Here is an 18732-nt window from a genome sequence, read left to right on the forward strand (position 1 = left end):
AGCATTCCTGTTGCCGCATTAGACTGGACCTTGTTTGGCAGAAACTGCGCCGCCTGACACACAAAGAGCCGTTTACAGCAGGGCTCAAGCATCAGCCGAGGAAATATCGCGCCTCGAGACCGCTGAACGGGCCGGGCTCAAGCTTGCAGTCCTGTGCCGAACAGCGGTCATTGGGGTCTGTGCTGTCTATTGGGTTGCAGCAACAACCCTGATCGGGGCCTCGGTCTCTCTGACGGCAATGGGCATATTGGCGAGCCTCACGATCTATGGCGTGATCGCCTATTTACTCATCGGAACCCGCCTGGACCGCTGGTGGCTGAAATATACGATTTACACCATCGACATCCTCGCCGTTTGCGCCGCCTTCGCCCTCCTCCCCCTGCGCCAGGGTCAAGACATTCCGCAAATTTTCGCGTTTCGGGCCTATGGCATTCACTTCCTTTTTCCGCTGATCGCCATGGCCTGTCTTTCGTTGTCCTGGCGTCTGGTTTTGTGGAGCGGATTTGTCGCTTTGGCAGGCTGGTTCACGGCCTACTGGTGGGTCCTGCAGGATATGCCGCGCATCATCGAATGGCGTGATTTTCCGGACAATCCAACCACTGCGGACTATGAAACCCTGTTTCTGTCGACCGAGTTTGCGGGCACCGGAAACCGGATCGGGGAAGCCGGTATGCTGTTTCTCGCCTCAGCCGTGCTGGCTCTCGCAGTCTATCGCGCACGGCGCGTGTTTTTTGCGCAGCTTAGAGCTGAGCAAGCGCGCGAGGAGGCGCAGGCAACAAGAGAGCGCGCAACCAGCGTGCTTGGAAAATACGTCCCGGAGGCCGTGGCGATGCGTCTGGTCAACGACACTCAGGCGATGGTCCCGCAAGAGGTGCACGGCGTGGTGTTGATCGCCGATATTGCCGGGTTTTCCGACTTCGCGTCCGGCAAGCCTCCGACCGAAGTCATCGGACGTCTGAACGACTTCCTCGATCTGGCAGCAACCAGCGTTGCCACACATAACGGTGTGGTCATTCTGTTCACCGGCGATGGATTGCTGGCAAGTTTCAACACCCCTATTCCGATAGAAACCCCGGAACGCGCCGCATTGGCCTGCGCCCGGGATCTGGTTGCCCATGCGCATTCTGAAGGGTTCCAATTGCGTGTTGGCCTCGCCAGTGGCCCGCTGGCGGCTGGCAGCGTCGGTTCCTCTGAGCGCCAAGCGTTCACTGTTTACGGGGAAACCGTCAATCGGGCGGCCCGGCTGGAAACATTGGGCAAGGACCTGAATGCTGCGATCATCGCCGACACAGGCGTTGCGCAAACGTCAGATGAAATAGAACTGACCCTCTCAGGTGAACACCAACTCAAGGGCATTCCGGGAAACTGGCCGATATGGACGTGGCGTCCGGACTGATCTGCCGACGGACAGCAGAACAAACCTAATTAGCGCTAGGGTCGCCTTGACCGGTGATCATGGCTTCCAGTGCGGTCTCCACGATTTTCTCCAACTCACCGCTACCGCGCATGTCTGCCAGAACAGCAGCCAGTTGCGGCGCCAGCGCCGCATGCTTTTCATGCAGATAGTGAAACATCGGTTCCACCTGAAACGGCCGCCCCAGGGGAACGACATCGGCCAGGCCAAGTTCGGCAATGGCCAGCGCACCGTCGATTTGATCACTGACGACCGCATCGAGGCGGCCAGCCGCCAGCAGACGAAACAGCTCGATCTCCGATTGTCCGGCCCACAAGTTCTCAAAGCCCTGTGTGAACTGTTCCGCTTGAACAATACCTTCCAGATAGCCCACACGCAGCTTCGCAAGATTTCCAGTTACAATCTGATCCTTGTCGGCCGCGCGCACATAGACGACCCCCTTCAATTCCATGTTCGGGACCGGGACTTGCACCAAGGTGGGATAATGCTCTTTGACTGCACCAATACGGACAAGCTCGCCATCAACCTTGCCGCTTGAGGACACCACCAAAGACCTGTTTCCAGACGTTGGATAGATCTCAATCGGAATGCCCAAGCGGTGATAGGCTTGTGTCATGATGATCTCGACAATCTCGGTCAACGGCGAGTTTTCGATCGTCGAAATCACAAGCGTGTCCTGCTCTGCCCGAGAAGGAGCAGCCCAAACCAACACCACAAAGCAAAATGTATAGAAACGACACAACATGAACTGCGTATTCCGCCGCACCATTTTTCTTTTCGTACAATAAGATTAAAAATCACAAAAAAGATAATGATTTCAAAACCCAAGAATTTTCAGAAATACTTCTCGAAATTCTAAGCATTTCTTACAGGGAGTATTTGTTGAAGCCGGCGGGTTCCCGCCGTTGCATGGCTGCCCGGCACAGCGCGCCTTGCTGCGGCGCAATATTTCCAGTAAAAGACAACCAACTTGACTGAGGTCAGTCTGCCGTGGGGGGCCAAACCGCGGCCCAAGACCTGCCAAACACACGCTAGATATGTTGGAGCCCGCCTTGACCGGACGAGCCGAGGCCGTTGCGCCTGTTCAATCGACAAAACTCGATGCTGCGCGCATCAAAACCGAACTCCTTGCCGGCCTGACCGTTGCACTTGCATTGGTGCCGGAAGCCGTTGCTTTCGCTTTTGTGGCGGGCGTCAATCCACTGGTTGGCCTCTATGCCGCTTTTTTTGTCGGTCTGATCACAGCCTGCATCGGCGGCCGCCCGGGCATGATCTCCGGCGCAACCGGCGCGCTTGCCGTCGTGATGGTCTCGCTTGTTGCCCAACATGGAGTTGAATACCTCTTCGCCACCGTCGTGTTAATGGGGATCATTCAGATCGCCGTTGGTGTATTGCGCTGGGGCAAGTTCATCCGCATGGTGCCGCACCCGGTCATGCTCGGCTTCGTCAACGGCCTTGCCATCGTGATTTTCCTTGCCCAGCTCGGCCAGTTCAAGGTTCCGGACGGTGCCGGCGGCCAGGAATGGATGACCGGCTCGCAGCTCTATCTGATGCTTGGCCTGATCGCGTTGACCATGGCTGTGATTTACCTGCTCCCCAGATTTACAAAGGCGTTTCCAGCACCACTTGCGGGCATTCTCGTTGTTTCCGGCCTGGTCCTGGGCCTCGGCCTGGACACCCGTTCAGTTGGCGATCTTGCGTCCATCGCCGGCGGCTTGCCGACGTTCCACATTCCGATGGTCCCGCTGAACCTTGAAACGCTACAGATCATTTTGCCCTATGCGATCATTCTCGCCGCGATTGGCCTGATTGAATCCCTTCTGACGCTGAACCTCGTTGCGGACATGACCAACACCAAGGGCGGTGCCTCCAAGGAGTGTGTTGCTCAAGGGACGGCAAACATCGTCACCGGCTTCTTCGGCGGCATGGGTGGCTGTGCCATGATCGGCCAGTCGATGATCAACGTGAAATCCGGCGCCCGCACCCGGATTTCCGGTATCGCTGCGGCGCTGTTCCTCCTGTCCTTTATCGTGGTTGCCTCGTCCCTGATCGAGCAGATACCGGTTGCTGCGCTGGTCGGCGTCATGTTCATGGTGGTCATCGGCACCTTCGCCTGGACCAGCTTGAAGATCATGCACAAGATCCCGCTGACCGACGCGTTGGTGATGATCATCGTAACGGGTGTTACCGTTTATGCCGACCTTGCCGTCGCGGTGGTTGTCGGCGTGATCATCTCAGCCCTCGCCTATGCCTGGAATGCGGCAAGCCGCATCAATGCGAAAATCGGCAAGAGCAAGGAAGGCTGGAAGGTCTACCGCCTTGAAGGCCCGCTTTTCTTTGGCTCCACGACCGGATTTGTCGATCTGTTCGATCCGCAGAACGATCCGGAAGATGTGGTTGTCGACTTCATGGACAGCCGCGTCGTCGACCATTCGGGCCTGGAAGCAATTGATGCGCTGGCTTCCAAATATCTGGCGGCTGGCAAGCGCCTGCACCTGCGTCACCTGTCGCCTGACTGTCAGAGGCTTTTGAACAAGGCCGGCAATCTGGTGGAGGTCTCCGTCCTGGAAGACCCGGACTACGAAATCGCTGTCGATTACGGCCACACGTTCGACACGCCTGAAAAAGCAAAATAAGAAATATTGCTTCGGGCTGGCGAGCGGCCCACCTGAATAGTTAGACAGAAACCCCGCAGGGTCATTGACCTTGCGGGGTTTCTTGATTCTAACTCGGTGAGACAAGCAGAATGCAAACAAGAAAGACAAACCAGCACAGTGTCTCACGCCAAAAAGTTTCGCATAACACCGGCCCTGACGACTGTCTTGGGTCTGTTCGTTCTTTTGACAGCCGGTGCCGTCCTAGTTGTCCAGGCCGTCATATCCAGAGACGTCGTGCGGGAGCTGGGTGGAGAGCTCATCGACAATGGCATGGACGGTCTGGAAGCTGCGGTTGCCGAACAACTTTATGCGATCCGAAAAACTGCACGGTACACAGCGCGCGCGCTCGACATGGGGACGCTCAGTTTTGATGACACCGACAAGGCCGAACAGTACCTCTTCGGGTCTCTGGCTCCACTGGATTTTGTGTCCTTCTCGCTGCTGATTGACGCCGATGGCTCGGGGCTTATGGTCGATCGCGGTCCCGGCGATGGCACGCTTTTGTCCGAGACGTTTTCGGTGAACTTGGACGAACCGCTTGTTGCCCCGATCTTCAACCGGGCGCGCTCGACCTACTCCTCGTTCTGGAGCAAGCCGATCTTCCTTCCTGAACGCGACAACACGTACCTGCTTTACGTCAAACCGCTTCACGAGGCGGATGAGTATCTCGGTAGTATTATCCTCGGAATGTCCCTTTACCGGATGTCGGACATAACCCGGTACCTCTCCGACGACGACGTAACTGTTTTCCTGATGGAAGTGGGCACCACCGAGATCATCGCCCACCCAGGTCTCAACCATCATTTTGCAGATCTCAGCCCCGACAACATTCTGGTGGATGTCGACGATGTGCCCGATCCCTTTCTCGCCGGATTTTCTGAACTCAGGCAGATCGGCAACCGGACCTACGACCTGAACCCGCGCGACACGCTGTATTCCGGTTATGACGAGAACGGTGAAAAGCGGTTTCTCGTCCTGGAGGATGAAAATCGGCGGTTCCGAGGGCTGCCCGTGCGCATCGGCGTTCATTTTCCAGCGGATTTTCTGGAGCATTCCATAAACCAGCTGTCGAGCGCTGCGCTCACAGGCCTTGGCCTGCTTGGGATTTCTCTGCTGGGGTCGGGCCTGCTTGCACGCCGGATCTCGGTGCCTGTCAAAAGAGCGTCCGTCGCGGCAAAGGATGTTGCGGATTTGAACCTTGGGAAGGTGGAGGACTTGCCGCCAAGCACGATCCGCGAACTCGACGATCTTTCAAAAGGCTTCAATTCCATGGTCGCGGGCCTCAAGGCTTTTAACCGGTATGTTCCAACGAGCCTGGTCAAACGCCTTCTGCAGGAAGGCCGGACCGAAACGCCTCCGGAAGAGCGCGAGGTTGCAGTGCTCTTCACCGATATCGCGGGCTATACATCCCTCTCGGAGGGTATGTCCGCGGCCGAAACCGCCGATTTCGTCAACCACCACCTGTCTCTGATCGGGGCGGAGATTGCCAAACAAAACGGCACGATCGACAAATACATCGGCGATGCGGTGATGGCCTTCTGGGGCGCGCCGGAAAGGCTCGACAATCCGGCAGGAGCGGCTGCCACCGCGGCCGTCGGCATCGCCGCCGCGATCCGTCAGGACAATTTGGAACGCGTCGAGCGCGGCCAAAAACCCGTGCGTATCCGCATCGGACTTCATATCGGCCCATTGGTTGTCGGCGACATCGGCGCGCCGGAGCGGGTCAATTACACGGTGATCGGTGATACGGTAAACATCGCCGCCCGCCTTGAAAGCCTCGGTAAGGAGATCGATCCGAACGCGGATGTGATTATCACTGCGTCTGAAGAGGTTGCAGCTTCGCTCTCAGACAACCTTGACCTTGAACCCATTGGACCGCACAAGGTAAAAGGCCGCGATGAACCGGTGACCGTTCTGCGGATCCTCCCGTAGACTCAACATACATTTATAAAGCCCATTTTGATGTCAGAATTTCAGTCGTACGTTCTATGCACCTCTCCTAGAAGCGGAAGCACACTGCTTTGCAAGATGCTCGCCGAGACCGGTGTGGCCGGTCACCCGGAATCCTATTTTCACAAACCTGATCTTGGGAACTGGGCGTCTGATCTCGGTGCCTCCCGCCCGGCTGGAATGAGCGAGTTGGAGTACCTGAGGCTCTTGATTGATACCGCGATCGACCAGGGAACCGCGAACACAGGCATGTTTGGACTGCGGCTCCAGCGGCACAGCTTCGACTTCTTCTTCCGCCAGCTCCGCATTCTTCGCCCGGATAAACCAACGGACAAGGCCCGTTTTGAGGCTGTGTTTGGCCGCACCCTGTTCGTTCACCTCACACGACCGGACAAGCTCTCGCAGGCGGTTTCTTACGTTAAAGCACAACAAAGCGGCCTATGGCACAGGGCCGCCGACGGCTCGGAGCTGGAACGTCTCTCTCCTTCTGCAGATCCAGTCTATGATTTTGCAGCATTGAAAGACTGCCGCGATCAATTCATTCAATTCGATCGGGATTGGAACGACTGGTTTGCCGAGCAGGCTATTGAGCCGCTTCGCCTGTCCTACAACGATCTGTGTGCCGACCCACAAACCGAACTCAAAAGGGTTTTGACCGCCCTCGACCTTCCGCCATCCGCTGCAAATCCTGTCCAGCCAGGCGTTGCCAAACTCGCAGACAGCATCAACGCAGACTGGATCAAGAGGTTTCAGGACCAGGCTGCTGCGGACTCCTGACCTGGGCTAGCCGGACCAGCTTAACAGCAAACCCAAGTAACCAAATGAAGACGCTGCGGAAGTCATTTTTCTTGACCGCTGCCGAACCCGCGCGTTTACTTCCAATTGCGCCTGTCACCTGAGGTTAAATCCGCCCGATTTTGAGGCGGCCAGGCACAGGCGCTTAGGGAGGAAAAGCATGACAGTCAGACCTGATTCGACGTTTTATGCGTCGCCGAAAATTGCTATGGAAGCCCCTGCGGAAACGCTCGCATTCACTTTGATGCTGAGCCCGGATTTTTCGCAGCCCGACGGTCTGGCCGTCGTTGATGTCGATGCAAAGTCAAAGACTTACGGACAAATTCTGCACTCCGTTATGATGCCCAACACGGGCGATGAATTTCACCATTTCGGCTGGAACGCCTGTTCCTCCGCCCTCTCCCCTTTGACAGGGCATGCGTTCCTGGAGCGCCGCTATCTGATCATTCCCGGCATCCGGTCGAGCCGGATTTACGTGATTGATGTCAAGGAGCCGCTCAAGGCCAAGATCCACAAGATCATCGAGCCAGAAGAAGTCTTTGAGAAGACTGGTTACTCCCGCCCCCATACGATCCATTGCGGCCCGGAAGGTATTTACGTCTCCACCCTTGGCGGCGGCGGTGAGGACGGAACGGATGGGCCTCCCGGCATTTTCATCATGGACTGCCAGACATTCGAGATCATAGGCCGGTATGAGATCGAACGCGGCATTCAGGACAAACACTATGATTTCTGGTGGAACCTGCCGCGCGATTACATGGTCTCGTCCGAGTGGGCGTTGCCGCCACAATTCGAAAACGGCATCGTCCCGGAAGATCTTCTCAGCAACAAATACGGCCACAAGATCCACTTTTGGGATCTGCGCGGCCGCAAGAACATCCAGACGATTGATCTTGGCGAAAACCATCAAATGGCGCTGGAGATCCGGCCCGCCCATGATCCGGTCAAGCAGTATGGCTTTGTTGGTGTCGTCGTCGACACGACCAATCTGGAAGGTGCGATTTTCACTTGGTGGCGGAACGACGATGGGACGTTTGAAGCCAAGAAAACAATCACCATTGCGCCTCAACCGGCCGATGCCGAAGATCTGCCACCATTGCTGGCCGGGTTCGGCGCGGTTCCGGCCCTGGTGACCGATATCGATCTCAGCCTGGATGACAAGTACCTTTATGTCTCGTGCTGGGGCCAGGGCGAGATGCACCAGTATGACGTCTCCGACCCGATGAACCCGAAACTGGCCGGCAAGGTCGAGATCGGCGGAATCGTCAAGAAAAGCAAACATCCCAACGGCAAGGATTTCGGTTACGGACCGCAGATGGTTGAGATCAGCCGCGACGGAAAACGGGTCTTCTGGACCAATTCGCTCTACTCCACCTGGGATGATCAGTTCTATCCAGGGGAACGGGGTGCGGCGATGGTCGTTGCCCACGTTCAAGAAGGCGGCGGACTGGAGCTTGATCCAGACTTCTATGTCGAGTTCCCGAAAGGCTACCGCAGCCACCAGATCCGGCTTGAGGGCGGGGACTGCTCAACGGACAGCTTCTGCTATCCGTCTGTCTAGAGCGGGTCGCATTTAATCGGTTTCATTTGACCGAGACGATTTTTGTTTCTGGCGAGGCGTGGTCCGCGCGGTGGTGCAGGGTACCATAAGCGGACCACAACAAAGCCAGAGGCAAAAACTGTCCGGTCCGAAGGGTGTGCTTACTGAGCCCATCAAATGAACCCGATTAAACGCGACCCGCTCTGGAGACCGAACTTGTCAGACTTCATGACCTCGGCGGAGGCCCTTTGGCTCGTCGTTGTGGCCTCAGGCATTTATCACGGCATCAATCCCGGTATGGGCTGGCCCCTTGCCGTATCCGCAGCGCTGTTCGAAGGCCAGCGGACCGCCCTCCTCCGTGCGCTCGCAGCACTCGGCTTCGGCCACCTGCTCGCCATGCTCGGCATTCTTTTGCCCTTTGCGGTGATGTTTGTGCTGGTCGAGTATCAACGGGAAATCAGAATTGGCGCTTCGTGCCTCGTGATCGCGGCCGGGCTCTACCTCGTGATCAACCGGCGCCACCCCCGCTTCTTGTCCCGGGTCAAACCGTCGCGCCTTGCGCTATGGTCGTTTCTTGTTGCCATGGCGCATGGTGCCGGACTGATGCTTGTCCCGATCTATCTGGGTCTCTGCGGGCCGGGCGGTCCTGGACGCGATTACGGTGCGCCTGTTCAGCTTATGAGTTTCAACATCGGCATTGCCCTTGGCGTCGCCGTTCTTCACACCGCAGCGATGATCCTCTCGGGCGGCGCTGTCGCTTACGCGGTCTACCGTATTCTGGGACTAAAATTCGTCTCCCAGAGTTGGTTCAATCTGGATGTGGTCTGGGCCCTCAGCCTCATCCTGGTCGGCGGCATCGGATTGTGGGCGACGCTTTGAAAGAGCCCCGCCCGTCCGTTTTCATGAACCTGTCTGTTACCGCACCAGGATATTCTTGAATTGCCAGGGGTCGCTGGTGTCGAGGTCTTCGGGGTAAAAGCCCGGACGGCCATCCAGCGGCGTCCAGTCGGTATAATAGCCTTTCACAGGCCCCAGGTACGGCTTCTGGATTTCCAGGCAGCGCTTGTAGTCCATCTCGTCCGTTTCAACGATCCCGGCTTCCGGGTTTTCCAGCGCCCAGACCATACCGGCGAGAACCGCTGATGTGACCTGAAGTCCGGTCGCATTCTGGTACGGCGCCAGCTCGCGGGTTTCTTCAACCGACAATTGGGAGCCGTACCAATAGGCGTTCTTCTTGTGCCCATAGAGAAGGACACCCAGCTCATCGATGCCGTCCTGGATTTCGCTCTCATCAAGGACGTGCAGTTTTTCCTGGATCTTGCCTGCCGACCCGAAGAGTTCATGCAACGACAGAACCGCAACATTTGCCGGATGATAGGCGTAGTGGCAGGTCGGGCGGTATTTCAGTTTCTTGCCGCCCTCCAGCGTGAAATAGTCCGCGATCGAAATCGCCTCGTTGTGGGTTACAAGGAAGCCGTATTGCGGGCCAGGTGTCGGGCACCAGGTGCGCACCCGCGTGCTGGCTCCCGGCTGTTCCAGGTAGATCGCGGCCCGGCAGCCCTTCTTGTGCTCCTTGGCGTTCTTTGGCTTCCAGGTTTCGTGTGTCCCCCAGCCGAGTTCTGCCGGCTGGAACCCTTCTGACAGGAAGCCCTCCACCGACCAGGTGTTCCAAAACTCGTCCATCGGCTTGGGCTCTTTTGCGCGCTGGGTATCGCGTTCGGCGATATGGATGCCCTTGACGCCGACCTTTTTCATCAACTTCGCCCAGTCCTTCTGGCTGGACGGTTCATCGAACATGACACCGGTGTCTGTCGCGATATCGACCAGCGCCTGCTTGACGAACCAAGACACCATGCCGGGGTTAGCACCGCAGCACGACACAGCCGTGGTTCCGCCAGGGTTCTTCTTCTTTTCCTTGCGGACTGTCTCACGAAGCGCGTAGTTCGTCCGGTCGGCGGCCTTCGCCGTGTCGTCGAAGTAAAAGCCGGGCCAGGGCTCGACGACTGTATCGATGTAGAGCACACCAAGGTTGCGGCAGAACTTCATGAGGTCGAGGGAGGACGTGTCGACCGACAGGTTCACTACAAATCCCTGTCCCTCGCCTTCGGTCAGCAAAGGCGTCAGCACTTCCTCGTAATTTTCCGGGGTTAGCCCAACTTTCTGGAACTTGTAACCCTTGTCCGTCACCAGTTTGGCATCGGTATCGACCGGGTCAATGACTGTGAACCGGGACTTGTCGAATTTGAAGTGACGCTCGATCAACGGCAAAGTCCCCTTGCCGATCGACCCGAGACCGATCATCACAAGCGGACCCGTGATCGTGCCATGGACCGGCCAGGACTTGCTCGCGGCTGCTTTCACAGGCGCTTTGCGGGTCACAGGCTTCTTTGCTGGCGTTTTGGCAGGTGTCGTTTTACCGGCTGACGCTTTGGCTGCTGTAGCGGTTTGGGCTGCAGCGGCCGGTTTAGCCACCGCAGGCTTTTGAGCGGCCGGTTTGGTCGCTGTTGTCTTGGTTGCTCGGGGTTTCTTGGGAGCTGCCTTCGAAGCAGCCGGCTTTGCGCCTGCGGGTTTTGCAGCAGAGGCCTTTGCCGATGCAGCGGTTTTGGATGCTGCAGCTGGCTTCGCTGTCGTAGGCTTGGCAGCGGCTGACTTGGCAGGGGCTGCCTTGGCTGTCGCCTTGGCGGTAGACGCCCTTGTCGCCGCTGTTTTGGTGGCAGCCGGTTTAGAAGCAGCTTTGGACGCCGCGGGTTTGCGTGCAGCAGAGGCAGCGGCCGGCTTCGCGGCGGCTGTTGTCTTACTCGCAGAAGCTTTGGCGCGGGACGTTCTCGAACCGGACGCACTCCCGGTGGTCGTTTTCGCTGCAGCCGGTTTGCGGCGGGTTGCCGGTTTCGCTGCTACGGTTTTTGGTGCGTCGCCCTTCGGGTCGTCTGTCATATTCCAAAGCTCCATTCATTGTCCGGTCCGCTGCTTCGAATGCATGTTCGCGCCCGGTAAGTCTTGTTTCCCCTCACGCAAAAAGCGCACTGATTGCGCCCTATTGTAGGCATGACAATTTTTACCCGGAAGCGCAAGACCTCCGGGCAAATTTTCAATTCAACTGAGTGTAGTTATGCGAGCCTGGAAAGCACAAGACCATCGCCGGCGTTGGAAAAGGACGCGATGGGATCGAGGACACCGGCTGCACACAGTGTTCCTTCCAATCCGGCCAAATGACCAGGTGCAATCTCAAGCCCAAGAAAGCGGCGATAGTCCACCGGTCCCGGCAGCGCTACATCTTCCAGCAGACCAGCGGCAAAGCCAAAGCGCTCGTAGTAGCGTAGATCCCCAACGAGCAGGACTGAACCATGACCATGAAGGGCCGCCTGGTTGAGCGCATGCCGCATCAACCGGTCGCCGACTTTCAGACCGCGGCACTCAGGGTCAACTGCAAGGGGCCCAAGCAGAAGAGACTGGTGCCCCCAGCGGTCTGCCACGGCCCACAGGCGCACAGTGCCAACAACGTTCCCGTTGGCGTGACGCGCTGTGAAGGCGAACACCGGAAGACGGCCTTCTCTCAAGCGTTCCGATGTCTTCAAATGCCGATCGAGGCCGAAACTCCGGTCGAGCAACGCCTCGCGGGCACAGACATGTGCCTGCGCCTCGTCAACAATGTCGATCATGGCTTTGCGTCAGATGACGTAGGAGGCCAGCGGCGCGAAGCCGTTGAATCCAACCGAGGAATAGGTCGTGGTGTAGGCACCACAGGCTTCGATCAGAACCTTGTCGCCAATCGACAGGCTCACCGGCAGTTCATAAGGCGTTTTTTCGTAAAGAACATCGACGCTGTCGCAGGTCGGACCGGCCAGCACACAAGGCGCCGTACGGTCACCATCACGCGGGGTCTTGATCGGATACCGGATGGCTTCGTCCATTGTTTCGGCCAGACCGTGGAACTTGCCAATGTCCAGATAGACCCAGCGGACTTCATCCGTCTCGGATTTTCTGGAAATCAGAACGACTTCCGCTTCGATCAAACCGGCGTTGCCGACCATCCCGCGGCCCGGTTCGATGATGGTCGACGGCAGACGGTTGCCGAAATGCTTGGATAGCGCCTGGAAAATGGCTTCGCCGTACCGCGGTACACCCGGCACGTCTTTCAGATAACGGGTCGGGAAGCCCCCACCCATGTTGACCATTTTCAGCTCGATGCCGCGCAGCGCCATTTCCCGGAAGACGCCTGCCGCCATGGCGAGAGCGAAATCCCAGGCTTGGAGGTTGGCTTGCTGGGAGCCGACGTGGAAGGAGACACCATAGGCTTCGAGACCGTGGCGGTGGGCGTGTTCAAGGACGTCGGGCGCCATTTGAGGGTCGCAGCCGAATTTGCGGGAGAGCGGCCACTCGGCACCAACCCCGTCACACAGGACGCGGCAGAAGACGCGAGATCCAGGCGCGACCCGCGCGATTTTTTCGACTTCTTCGACGCAATCGACGGCGAAGAGACGGACACCGAATTCAAAGGCACGCGCAATGTCCCGCTCCTTCTTGATTGTGTTGCCATAGGAAATGCGGGACGCATCGGCACCGGTTGCCAGAACCATTTCGATTTCGCCGACAGAGGCGCAGTCGAAGGAAGAACCGAGGCTTTCCAGGAGGTTCAGGATTTCAGGCGCCGGGTTGGCTTTCACCGCATAATAAACGGACGTGTCCGGCAGAGACCGGGCAAAGGCTTCGAAATTGTCACGGACGATGTCGAGATCGACAACAACGCATGGACCATCTTCGTCGCGTCGGCGGAGGAATTCGCGGATACGTTCGCTCATGGGGATTACCCCTTTTCAATGTCTGGCTGCAGCCGCCTTTGAAAATCGCTGTTAGGCGCTGCAGTTTCACGTCGCAGGGTGCCAAAGATGCAAGCGCGCCACCCCCGGGATGGAACCGGAGGGCGTACAAGGATCTTCAGCCACGGTTGGGCCATGCAGCACCGTGTTTTGGATGCGCAAAGCTTTCCCGCGTCGGGAATGCCGTTGATTGGATCGGGAGAAACCGAACCGCACGTCGGGCAAGGATGTAACAAGTGCCTCTTCTGTTACCCCGGAGGTTGGAAACCCCGGCAGAGACCAAAAGGGCCCTCTTACGTCGTTGCTTTAAGCCGTCCGGATTGACTGCCCCGCCCCTTGGCGGTGTTTCTTGGCAGCTACCCCTTAAGAGATTTCATCGAAATCCCATGAACGACCACGGGCACGTGCGAATTTGGGCAGGGGGTGTATGACCCGATTTGCCCCCTTGCGCAACAGGAAATTTTTGCAAGGCTGATTTTTGATGAATGCAATTCAGGCGTCAGCCAGCCGTGTACAGCTGCGTCCAGCATTTTTGGCCATGTACAGCGCCTCATCGGCTTTTCTGATCATATTTTCTGCATCGGTCGCAACCGGAGCTTTTTTCTCCGAAATTCCGATGCTTACGGAAACCCTGAGCCCCCCGACCTCAATTCCAGATAATTTTTCATGAATCCGGTCGGCGCGTTTTGCTGCATCTGTTATCCCGGTGTCCGGCAATAAAACAATAAATTCCTCGCCGCCATACCGTGCCGCCACATCGCCGGTCCTGCACGACTTCTGCAAAAGTGCTCCAAACTCTCGCAGCACGGCATCGCCCCGTTGATGCCCATACTCATCATTGATTGTCTTGAAATGATCAATATCGATCAGAAGCACCGAAACCGCACGATCGGCCCGGTTGGCCTGTGACAACAGCATGGAAAATTGTTCGGTCAACTCGCGCCGGTTCAAAAGCCCGGTTAGCGCATCCCGTTTGGCGAGGTTGGCAAGAGACTCGGCCTGATCCTGCAGCTTTTCTCGTGTCTCGATCAACTCATCATACAGTTTGGAGCGGTTCGTCGCATCGAAAAGCGCCCAATAATGATGCCCGGTTCCGGTCGTATCCTGTTTTACGGAAATCAGCACGGGCACGCGCTCCTCATCGGCTGTTTGCACCATGACCTGGAGCTCTTGGCACACGCCCTCTTGCAACAACATTGGGTACAAATAACTGTCGAAGAGGATCAAGCTCGATCTCGTGAATAGCGCGCTCAACCCTCCGGCTGAAATGACATCGGGGTCGTGGCCGTATTCATTTAAGACGAAGGAATTTGCGTAAAGAACCCGCCGGTCTTCATCCGTCACGAGCAGACCGCAATTGAACAGGTTAAGGTCAGGCGGCGGAAACAAAGGCGGTTACCTCACGCACGACGTCCCTTGGGTGTGTCATGTGAAGACAATGCCCGTCGGCTTCGACGATGCGAAGCGCGGCGTCCAGCATATTTTCTTGGATGAACGCCCCGATCTCCGGTGCTGCGAGACTATCCCGAGCGCTTTGTAAGACCAACGCGGGGGCCTTGGAACGCGACAAGTCTTGCCTGTTGTCGGCGAAGAAAGTCGCCATAGCAAAATTCTTGGCCAGAACTGGATCGGTTGAACAAAAACTGTCGTTCAACTCTTGAACAAGATCGTCCGGATTTGTTTGTCCCATGACCAGCGGCGCGAGGTATCCGGCCCATCCAATATAGTTCTTGTCCATCAGGCTGATCAGTTCCTCCAAGTCAGCCCTTTCAAAACCGCCATGATAGCCGGGTGGGTCATTCAAAAAGCACGGTGAAGGACAAACCATCACCAATTTTGAAATAAGCTCCGGTCGAGAAATGCTGGCCAAAAGCCCGATCATTGAACTCACCGAGTGGCCGATAAGAACTGTGTCCTTTAGCCCAAGTGCGTCATGGATTTCCACGACGTCCTCCGCGTAACCGTCCAAAGACGCGTATCGGTCCTTGTCATAAAACGAAACGTCTGACTGACCGGACCCACAATAATCGAACAGGACAACATGGTGATCCTTTGCAAGATCACCTTCCACGAAACGCCACATGTTTTGATCACAACCAAAGCCATGCGCCAAGACAAGCGTGGTATCACCACTGCCGGTCATGCGCACGTTGTTGCGTCGCACAATGTCGTCTTCAGTCAGCATGGGCACCTTTTGACTATCGTGGACCGTGTCTTCGTCATCTGACATCCTCACTGGAGGCTGATTATTTGACTAGTCCTGAAATTAAGAAAGCACTACCGCGCTCCCCTAACGCCACGCTTTCCCGAGTGAGACAGCAGAGTTTTTCAAATTTTGCGACAAAAAGGTTCCAGAAGGTCTTTTCTCGACACAAATCGCAATGACCAAACAACCAATCACAAAGCGAGTGGTTGCTGCGGATCGTCTAAGCGTTATTTGAACTGACGAGCTTCCTAAACACGGAGTGGGTCCGGACTGTTTGCCGGAGATCGAGAAGAAAGGGTGAAAAATGGCATTAGCTGGTTACTTCAAGTCGACAGTCACAGGCGCCACGATTTTTGCAGGTCTTGTCATTTCTGCTGCAGCGCAGGCAGAGCCGCATCGCTATGAGCTTGATCCGGAACACACCACGATCGCGTTCATGGTGGACCATCTGGGATATGCGGACACGCTCGGTGTCTTTCTGGAATTTGAGGGCAGCTTCACCTATGACATGGACACTCAGAAACTGAGCGATCTGAAAGTCACGGTTCAAACGGCAAGCGTTGAGAGCTTCAACGAAGCCCGTGACAATCATGTCCTGAACAAGGATTTTCTGGACGTTGCCAACCATCCGGTGATGACCTTCACTGCTAACGGCGGCACACCGGCTGATGACACATCCGGCGTCGTGGAGGGTGAGTTGACCCTGCTTGGCAAAACCCAGCCGCTGACGCTTGATGTCACCCTCAACAAGGCCGCGAAATATCCGTTTGGACATGGCCGTTTCACGCTCGGCATCAGCGCCCAAGGCGTGGTCAAGCGCAGCGACTTCGGCATGACCTATGCCGTTGAAAACGGTTTCGTTGGAGATGACGTTCAGGTGATCATCGAAACGGAAGCCTGGCGGGTCGACTAAACACCGGACTTGGAGCGTGTCCGGTTTCATTGAATTCAGGCTGCTTCAAGTTTCGCGTACGAGGCAAAGCAGACTGACTGCGAAACCTGCATCAATTTAAACGCGATTTGCTTTACATGGCTTTCTCCATCAACGGCTTGAGCGCCGGGTGAATATCCGGGCTCTCTTGCTGGATAAAGCGCAGCAAAGCCTTCTCGTTCTCGTGAAGAACACCGTCGCGGCCAATCCGATCGACAAGCCATTGAGCTTCATCTTCGGTCACCACTTCATTCACCGCAATCTCGGCTGTCATGGCAGCGCCTTTTGCAGCAAATGGATCCGGTTGATTGGAATAAGCATCGCGAACCCCGCTGACACCGCCGCCGAACATGGATTTAAAAAACCCGGAAATGCCGCCATCAAAGCCGCCGGGACTGTTGATCCAGTCTTCGCGCGCCAGCGCAACCTCCCTCGGCGGCGGCGCAAAACCGGACAGCGCCATCAGATAATTGGCAACCGCCTTGGCAAACAGCTCAGACCAGGCCGGGGCGTTATCGGATTCACTGGTGGCATCATTCAGATCAAACAGGATTTCAGCTTCTGCCTTGGATATGGCGATGCCCCCACAGCCTGCTCCAGCATAAAGAACGCGCCGGAGGATCTCCACTTCTGCATCTTGGATCACGCCTGGGGTCAAGGTTGCCCCAGAGCGGGTTGCCCCCTGCCCTGAAATGGCGGAATCGGCCACAGTCTTCAGAGCAAACTGTTCCAGGAACCGGGGGGCCTGGCGCGCCTTTTCCAGGACATGCAGCACAGCATCAAGCTCCGTGCGGCTGCAGACATGGCCATTCGCAGTGATCTCACCGATCAACCAGTGGGCATTTTCATCAGAAACGTACCCTTGAGGGTTTGCCTGATGGACGAGGATATCGCCGATCGCTTCAGGAAACAGCTCGAACCAGGTTTGAGGCATCGCAAGACCGGCATTGTTCAGCCGGAAGAGACCGGCGCCCTCTTCCAGCGTGACATGCATGTCGCCATAGATGTACCGGCGCACCGTAATGACATCATCTTCTGAAAACTGACCGTCCGAAATCTTGACGTCCAGAAATTCACCCAAGCCCGGTTTTGCCATAGTGTCCCCCATCGATCTGGCACCGCACTATCTGCCAGCAACCTTGAAGATAGAGTTACGCAAGGTGCAGCTTGATGGCAAAAAAAGGGAGCCGCGCGGGCGGCTCCCTCTCTGTATCCGGGTTCCAGGGACGGGGGGGATTGGACCCGGTCAGCTTCCTAAGAGGCGGGCTCGCGCATATCCCGGTTTCGCTAACTCACGCGATATGCACTCAGCTGTTGTTTTCAAGCGCTTCCGGACGGCGAACCGGTCTCCACTTCGCCTGGAAACGCTCCTGGAAGCTGTTTCTTGAGGCTTAGCTCCGGTCGCGGTGCCTGCCGTGCTTGCCCTTGTGACTGCGTTTGAAGTCGGATTTGGTGATCACACCATCGCCGTTCCGGTCCACCCGGTTCAGCATCTTCGACAAGGCCTGTTCCTGCTCTTCCGTCGTTATGCCCAGGCTGCCATCAGCATCTGCGCGCTGGAACATGTTGACGATGCGGGCATCATTCATGGCCAGCCACAGCGGCCCAAAGTCCTCTAGGGTGAAAGAGCCGCTGCCGTTGGTGTCGGCTAGAGCGAACAGTTCCGCACGTTTGGCGTCAAACTCCTCACGGGTCACAGAGCCGGTGCCATCTGTGTCAAAGACCGCCATGAACATCCCGGCCGGGCCACCGCGGCCTCCATGGGCATGGCGCTTGCCATGCTCGCCGCGCTTACCGGCTTCGGCCTTCTTGCCGCCGCCGTCATGACCGCGTTTGCCGCCGCGCACCTTCTCAACGACACCGTTGCCATCCCGGTCCAGCCGGTTGAACATCCGGTTGGCTGCGCGATCCGCCTCGGCCTGGGTCACAATGCCGTCACCATCCCGGTCGAGACGCTGGAAGACGCGAACCATGCGATCATTGGAGCGCTCCACGAAAGCAGCCTTGAACTCTTCCAGGCTGATCTCGCCGTCTCCGTTGGTGTCCGCTGCCGCAAAATCGGCCGTGCGGACTTCCTCGATTTCAGCTTGGGTGATGGCGCCATCTTTATCGACGTCGAAGCGCTCGAAAATCCGGTTGGCCATACGGCGGCCGCCGCGCGGACCATGACCATACTCATATCCGCCGCGTTCACTCATATGCGCCAAGCTCTGCTCGGCTGTTGCCGGGTTGTTTTGCCCCCCGCCCGCGTTTGCCGCGCCGGACTGGGCATAGGCGGGCAGGCCCGCGGTGAGTGCGGTGCCGGCAACACTTGCGGCCAGGGCAGCGATTGCAATCGTCTTGAACGGTTTCATTCCAACAACTCCTTGGTTCGTTGATGAGCTCAAGGTAGGTGGCAATTGTCGCAGGATTACCTGCAAAA

General features: G+C 57.0%; 16 protein-coding genes. 8 read left to right on the forward strand and 8 right to left on the reverse strand.

Annotated features, from left to right (window positions below; all coding sequences use genetic code 11):
* The first annotated feature begins 34 nt into the window (after window positions 1-34).
* Window positions 35-1396, forward strand: a complete 1362-nt coding sequence (locus AC0J4F_RS22775; protein ID WP_473024839.1) for an adenylate/guanylate cyclase domain-containing protein — start codon at window positions 35-37, stop codon at window positions 1394-1396.
* A 25-nt stretch (window positions 1397-1421) separates the two neighbouring features.
* On the opposite strand, the gene AC0J4F_RS22780 is transcribed toward AC0J4F_RS22775, so the two are convergent.
* Window positions 1422-2081, reverse strand: coding sequence for a type 2 periplasmic-binding domain-containing protein (locus tag AC0J4F_RS22780; protein WP_166672871.1), 660 nt, complete (start codon window positions 2079-2081; stop codon window positions 1422-1424).
* Window positions 2082-2451: 370 nt separating this feature from the next.
* On the opposite strand from AC0J4F_RS22780, the gene AC0J4F_RS22785 reads away from it, so the two are divergent.
* The 5 genes from AC0J4F_RS22785 to AC0J4F_RS22805 all read left to right on the forward strand — a co-directional run bounded on the left by AC0J4F_RS22785 (window position 2452) and on the right by AC0J4F_RS22805 (window position 9235).
* Window positions 2452-4050 carry a SulP family inorganic anion transporter gene (locus AC0J4F_RS22785; RefSeq protein ID WP_133952978.1) on the forward strand — a complete coding sequence of 533 codons (1599 nt, stop codon included), beginning with the start codon at window positions 2452-2454 and terminating at the stop codon, window positions 4048-4050.
* Between the two features lie 138 nt (window positions 4051-4188).
* On the forward strand, window positions 4189-6003 hold the full coding sequence (locus tag AC0J4F_RS22790) for an adenylate/guanylate cyclase domain-containing protein (RefSeq protein ID WP_209002746.1): 1815 nt from the start codon (window positions 4189-4191) through the stop codon (window positions 6001-6003).
* A gap of 30 nt (window positions 6004-6033) precedes the next feature.
* On the forward strand, window positions 6034-6798 hold the full coding sequence (locus AC0J4F_RS22795) for a Stf0 family sulfotransferase (RefSeq protein WP_133952980.1): 765 nt from the start codon (window positions 6034-6036) through the stop codon (window positions 6796-6798).
* 178 nt (window positions 6799-6976) lie between these two features.
* Complete coding sequence (locus tag AC0J4F_RS22800; protein WP_473024840.1) at window positions 6977-8377, forward strand: selenium-binding protein SBP56-related protein; 1401 nt, start codon at window positions 6977-6979, stop codon at window positions 8375-8377.
* A 156-nt stretch (window positions 8378-8533) separates the two neighbouring features.
* Window positions 8534-9235: a hypothetical protein gene (locus tag AC0J4F_RS22805; RefSeq protein ID WP_473024841.1), complete on the forward strand. Its 702-nt coding sequence runs from the start codon at window positions 8534-8536 to the stop codon at window positions 9233-9235.
* 36 nt (window positions 9236-9271) lie between these two features.
* Here AC0J4F_RS22805 and AC0J4F_RS22810 read toward each other — a convergent pair whose 3' ends face one another.
* The 5 genes from AC0J4F_RS22810 to AC0J4F_RS22830 all read right to left on the reverse strand — a co-directional run bounded on the left by AC0J4F_RS22810 (window position 9272) and on the right by AC0J4F_RS22830 (window position 15256).
* The gene (locus AC0J4F_RS22810; protein WP_473026460.1) at window positions 9272-10657 is read right to left on the reverse strand and encodes a homospermidine synthase; all 1386 of its coding nucleotides are present in this window, start codon (window positions 10655-10657) and stop codon (window positions 9272-9274) included.
* A gap of 806 nt (window positions 10658-11463) precedes the next feature.
* Window positions 11464-12015, reverse strand: coding sequence for a GNAT family N-acetyltransferase (locus tag AC0J4F_RS22815; protein ID WP_473024842.1), 552 nt, complete (start codon window positions 12013-12015; stop codon window positions 11464-11466).
* A 9-nt stretch (window positions 12016-12024) separates the two neighbouring features.
* Window positions 12025-13155 carry a type III PLP-dependent enzyme gene (locus AC0J4F_RS22820; protein ID WP_133952984.1) on the reverse strand — a complete coding sequence of 377 codons (1131 nt, stop codon included), beginning with the start codon at window positions 13153-13155 and terminating at the stop codon, window positions 12025-12027.
* Between the two features lie 510 nt (window positions 13156-13665).
* Entirely contained in the window at window positions 13666-14331 is a 666-nt protein-coding gene (locus AC0J4F_RS22825; RefSeq protein WP_473024843.1) for a GGDEF domain-containing protein, read from the reverse strand.
* Window positions 14332-14545: 214 nt separating this feature from the next.
* Complete coding sequence (locus AC0J4F_RS22830) at window positions 14546-15256, reverse strand: alpha/beta fold hydrolase (protein WP_473026461.1); 711 nt, start codon at window positions 15254-15256, stop codon at window positions 14546-14548.
* Here AC0J4F_RS22830 and AC0J4F_RS22835 point away from each other — a divergent pair.
* Window positions 15215-15400 carry a hypothetical protein gene (locus AC0J4F_RS22835; RefSeq protein ID WP_473026472.1) on the forward strand — a complete coding sequence of 62 codons (186 nt, stop codon included), beginning with the start codon at window positions 15215-15217 and terminating at the stop codon, window positions 15398-15400. The genes AC0J4F_RS22830 and AC0J4F_RS22835 overlap by 42 nt on opposite strands.
* A 283-nt stretch (window positions 15401-15683) precedes the next feature.
* Window positions 15684-16292: a YceI family protein gene (locus tag AC0J4F_RS22840; RefSeq protein ID WP_473024844.1), complete on the forward strand. Its 609-nt coding sequence runs from the start codon at window positions 15684-15686 to the stop codon at window positions 16290-16292.
* 112 nt (window positions 16293-16404) lie between these two features.
* Here AC0J4F_RS22840 and AC0J4F_RS22845 read toward each other — a convergent pair whose 3' ends face one another.
* A complete protein-coding gene (locus tag AC0J4F_RS22845; RefSeq protein WP_473024845.1) occupies window positions 16405-17406 on the reverse strand; it encodes a hypothetical protein in 1002 nt (333 codons plus the stop codon).
* A 295-nt stretch (window positions 17407-17701) separates the two neighbouring features.
* Window positions 17702-18664: an EF-hand domain-containing protein gene (locus tag AC0J4F_RS22850; RefSeq protein WP_473024846.1), complete on the reverse strand. Its 963-nt coding sequence runs from the start codon at window positions 18662-18664 to the stop codon at window positions 17702-17704.
* Window positions 18665-18732 lie beyond the last annotated feature (68 nt).

The sequence above is a fragment of the Roseibium sp. R5 genome (assembly GCF_055755305.1).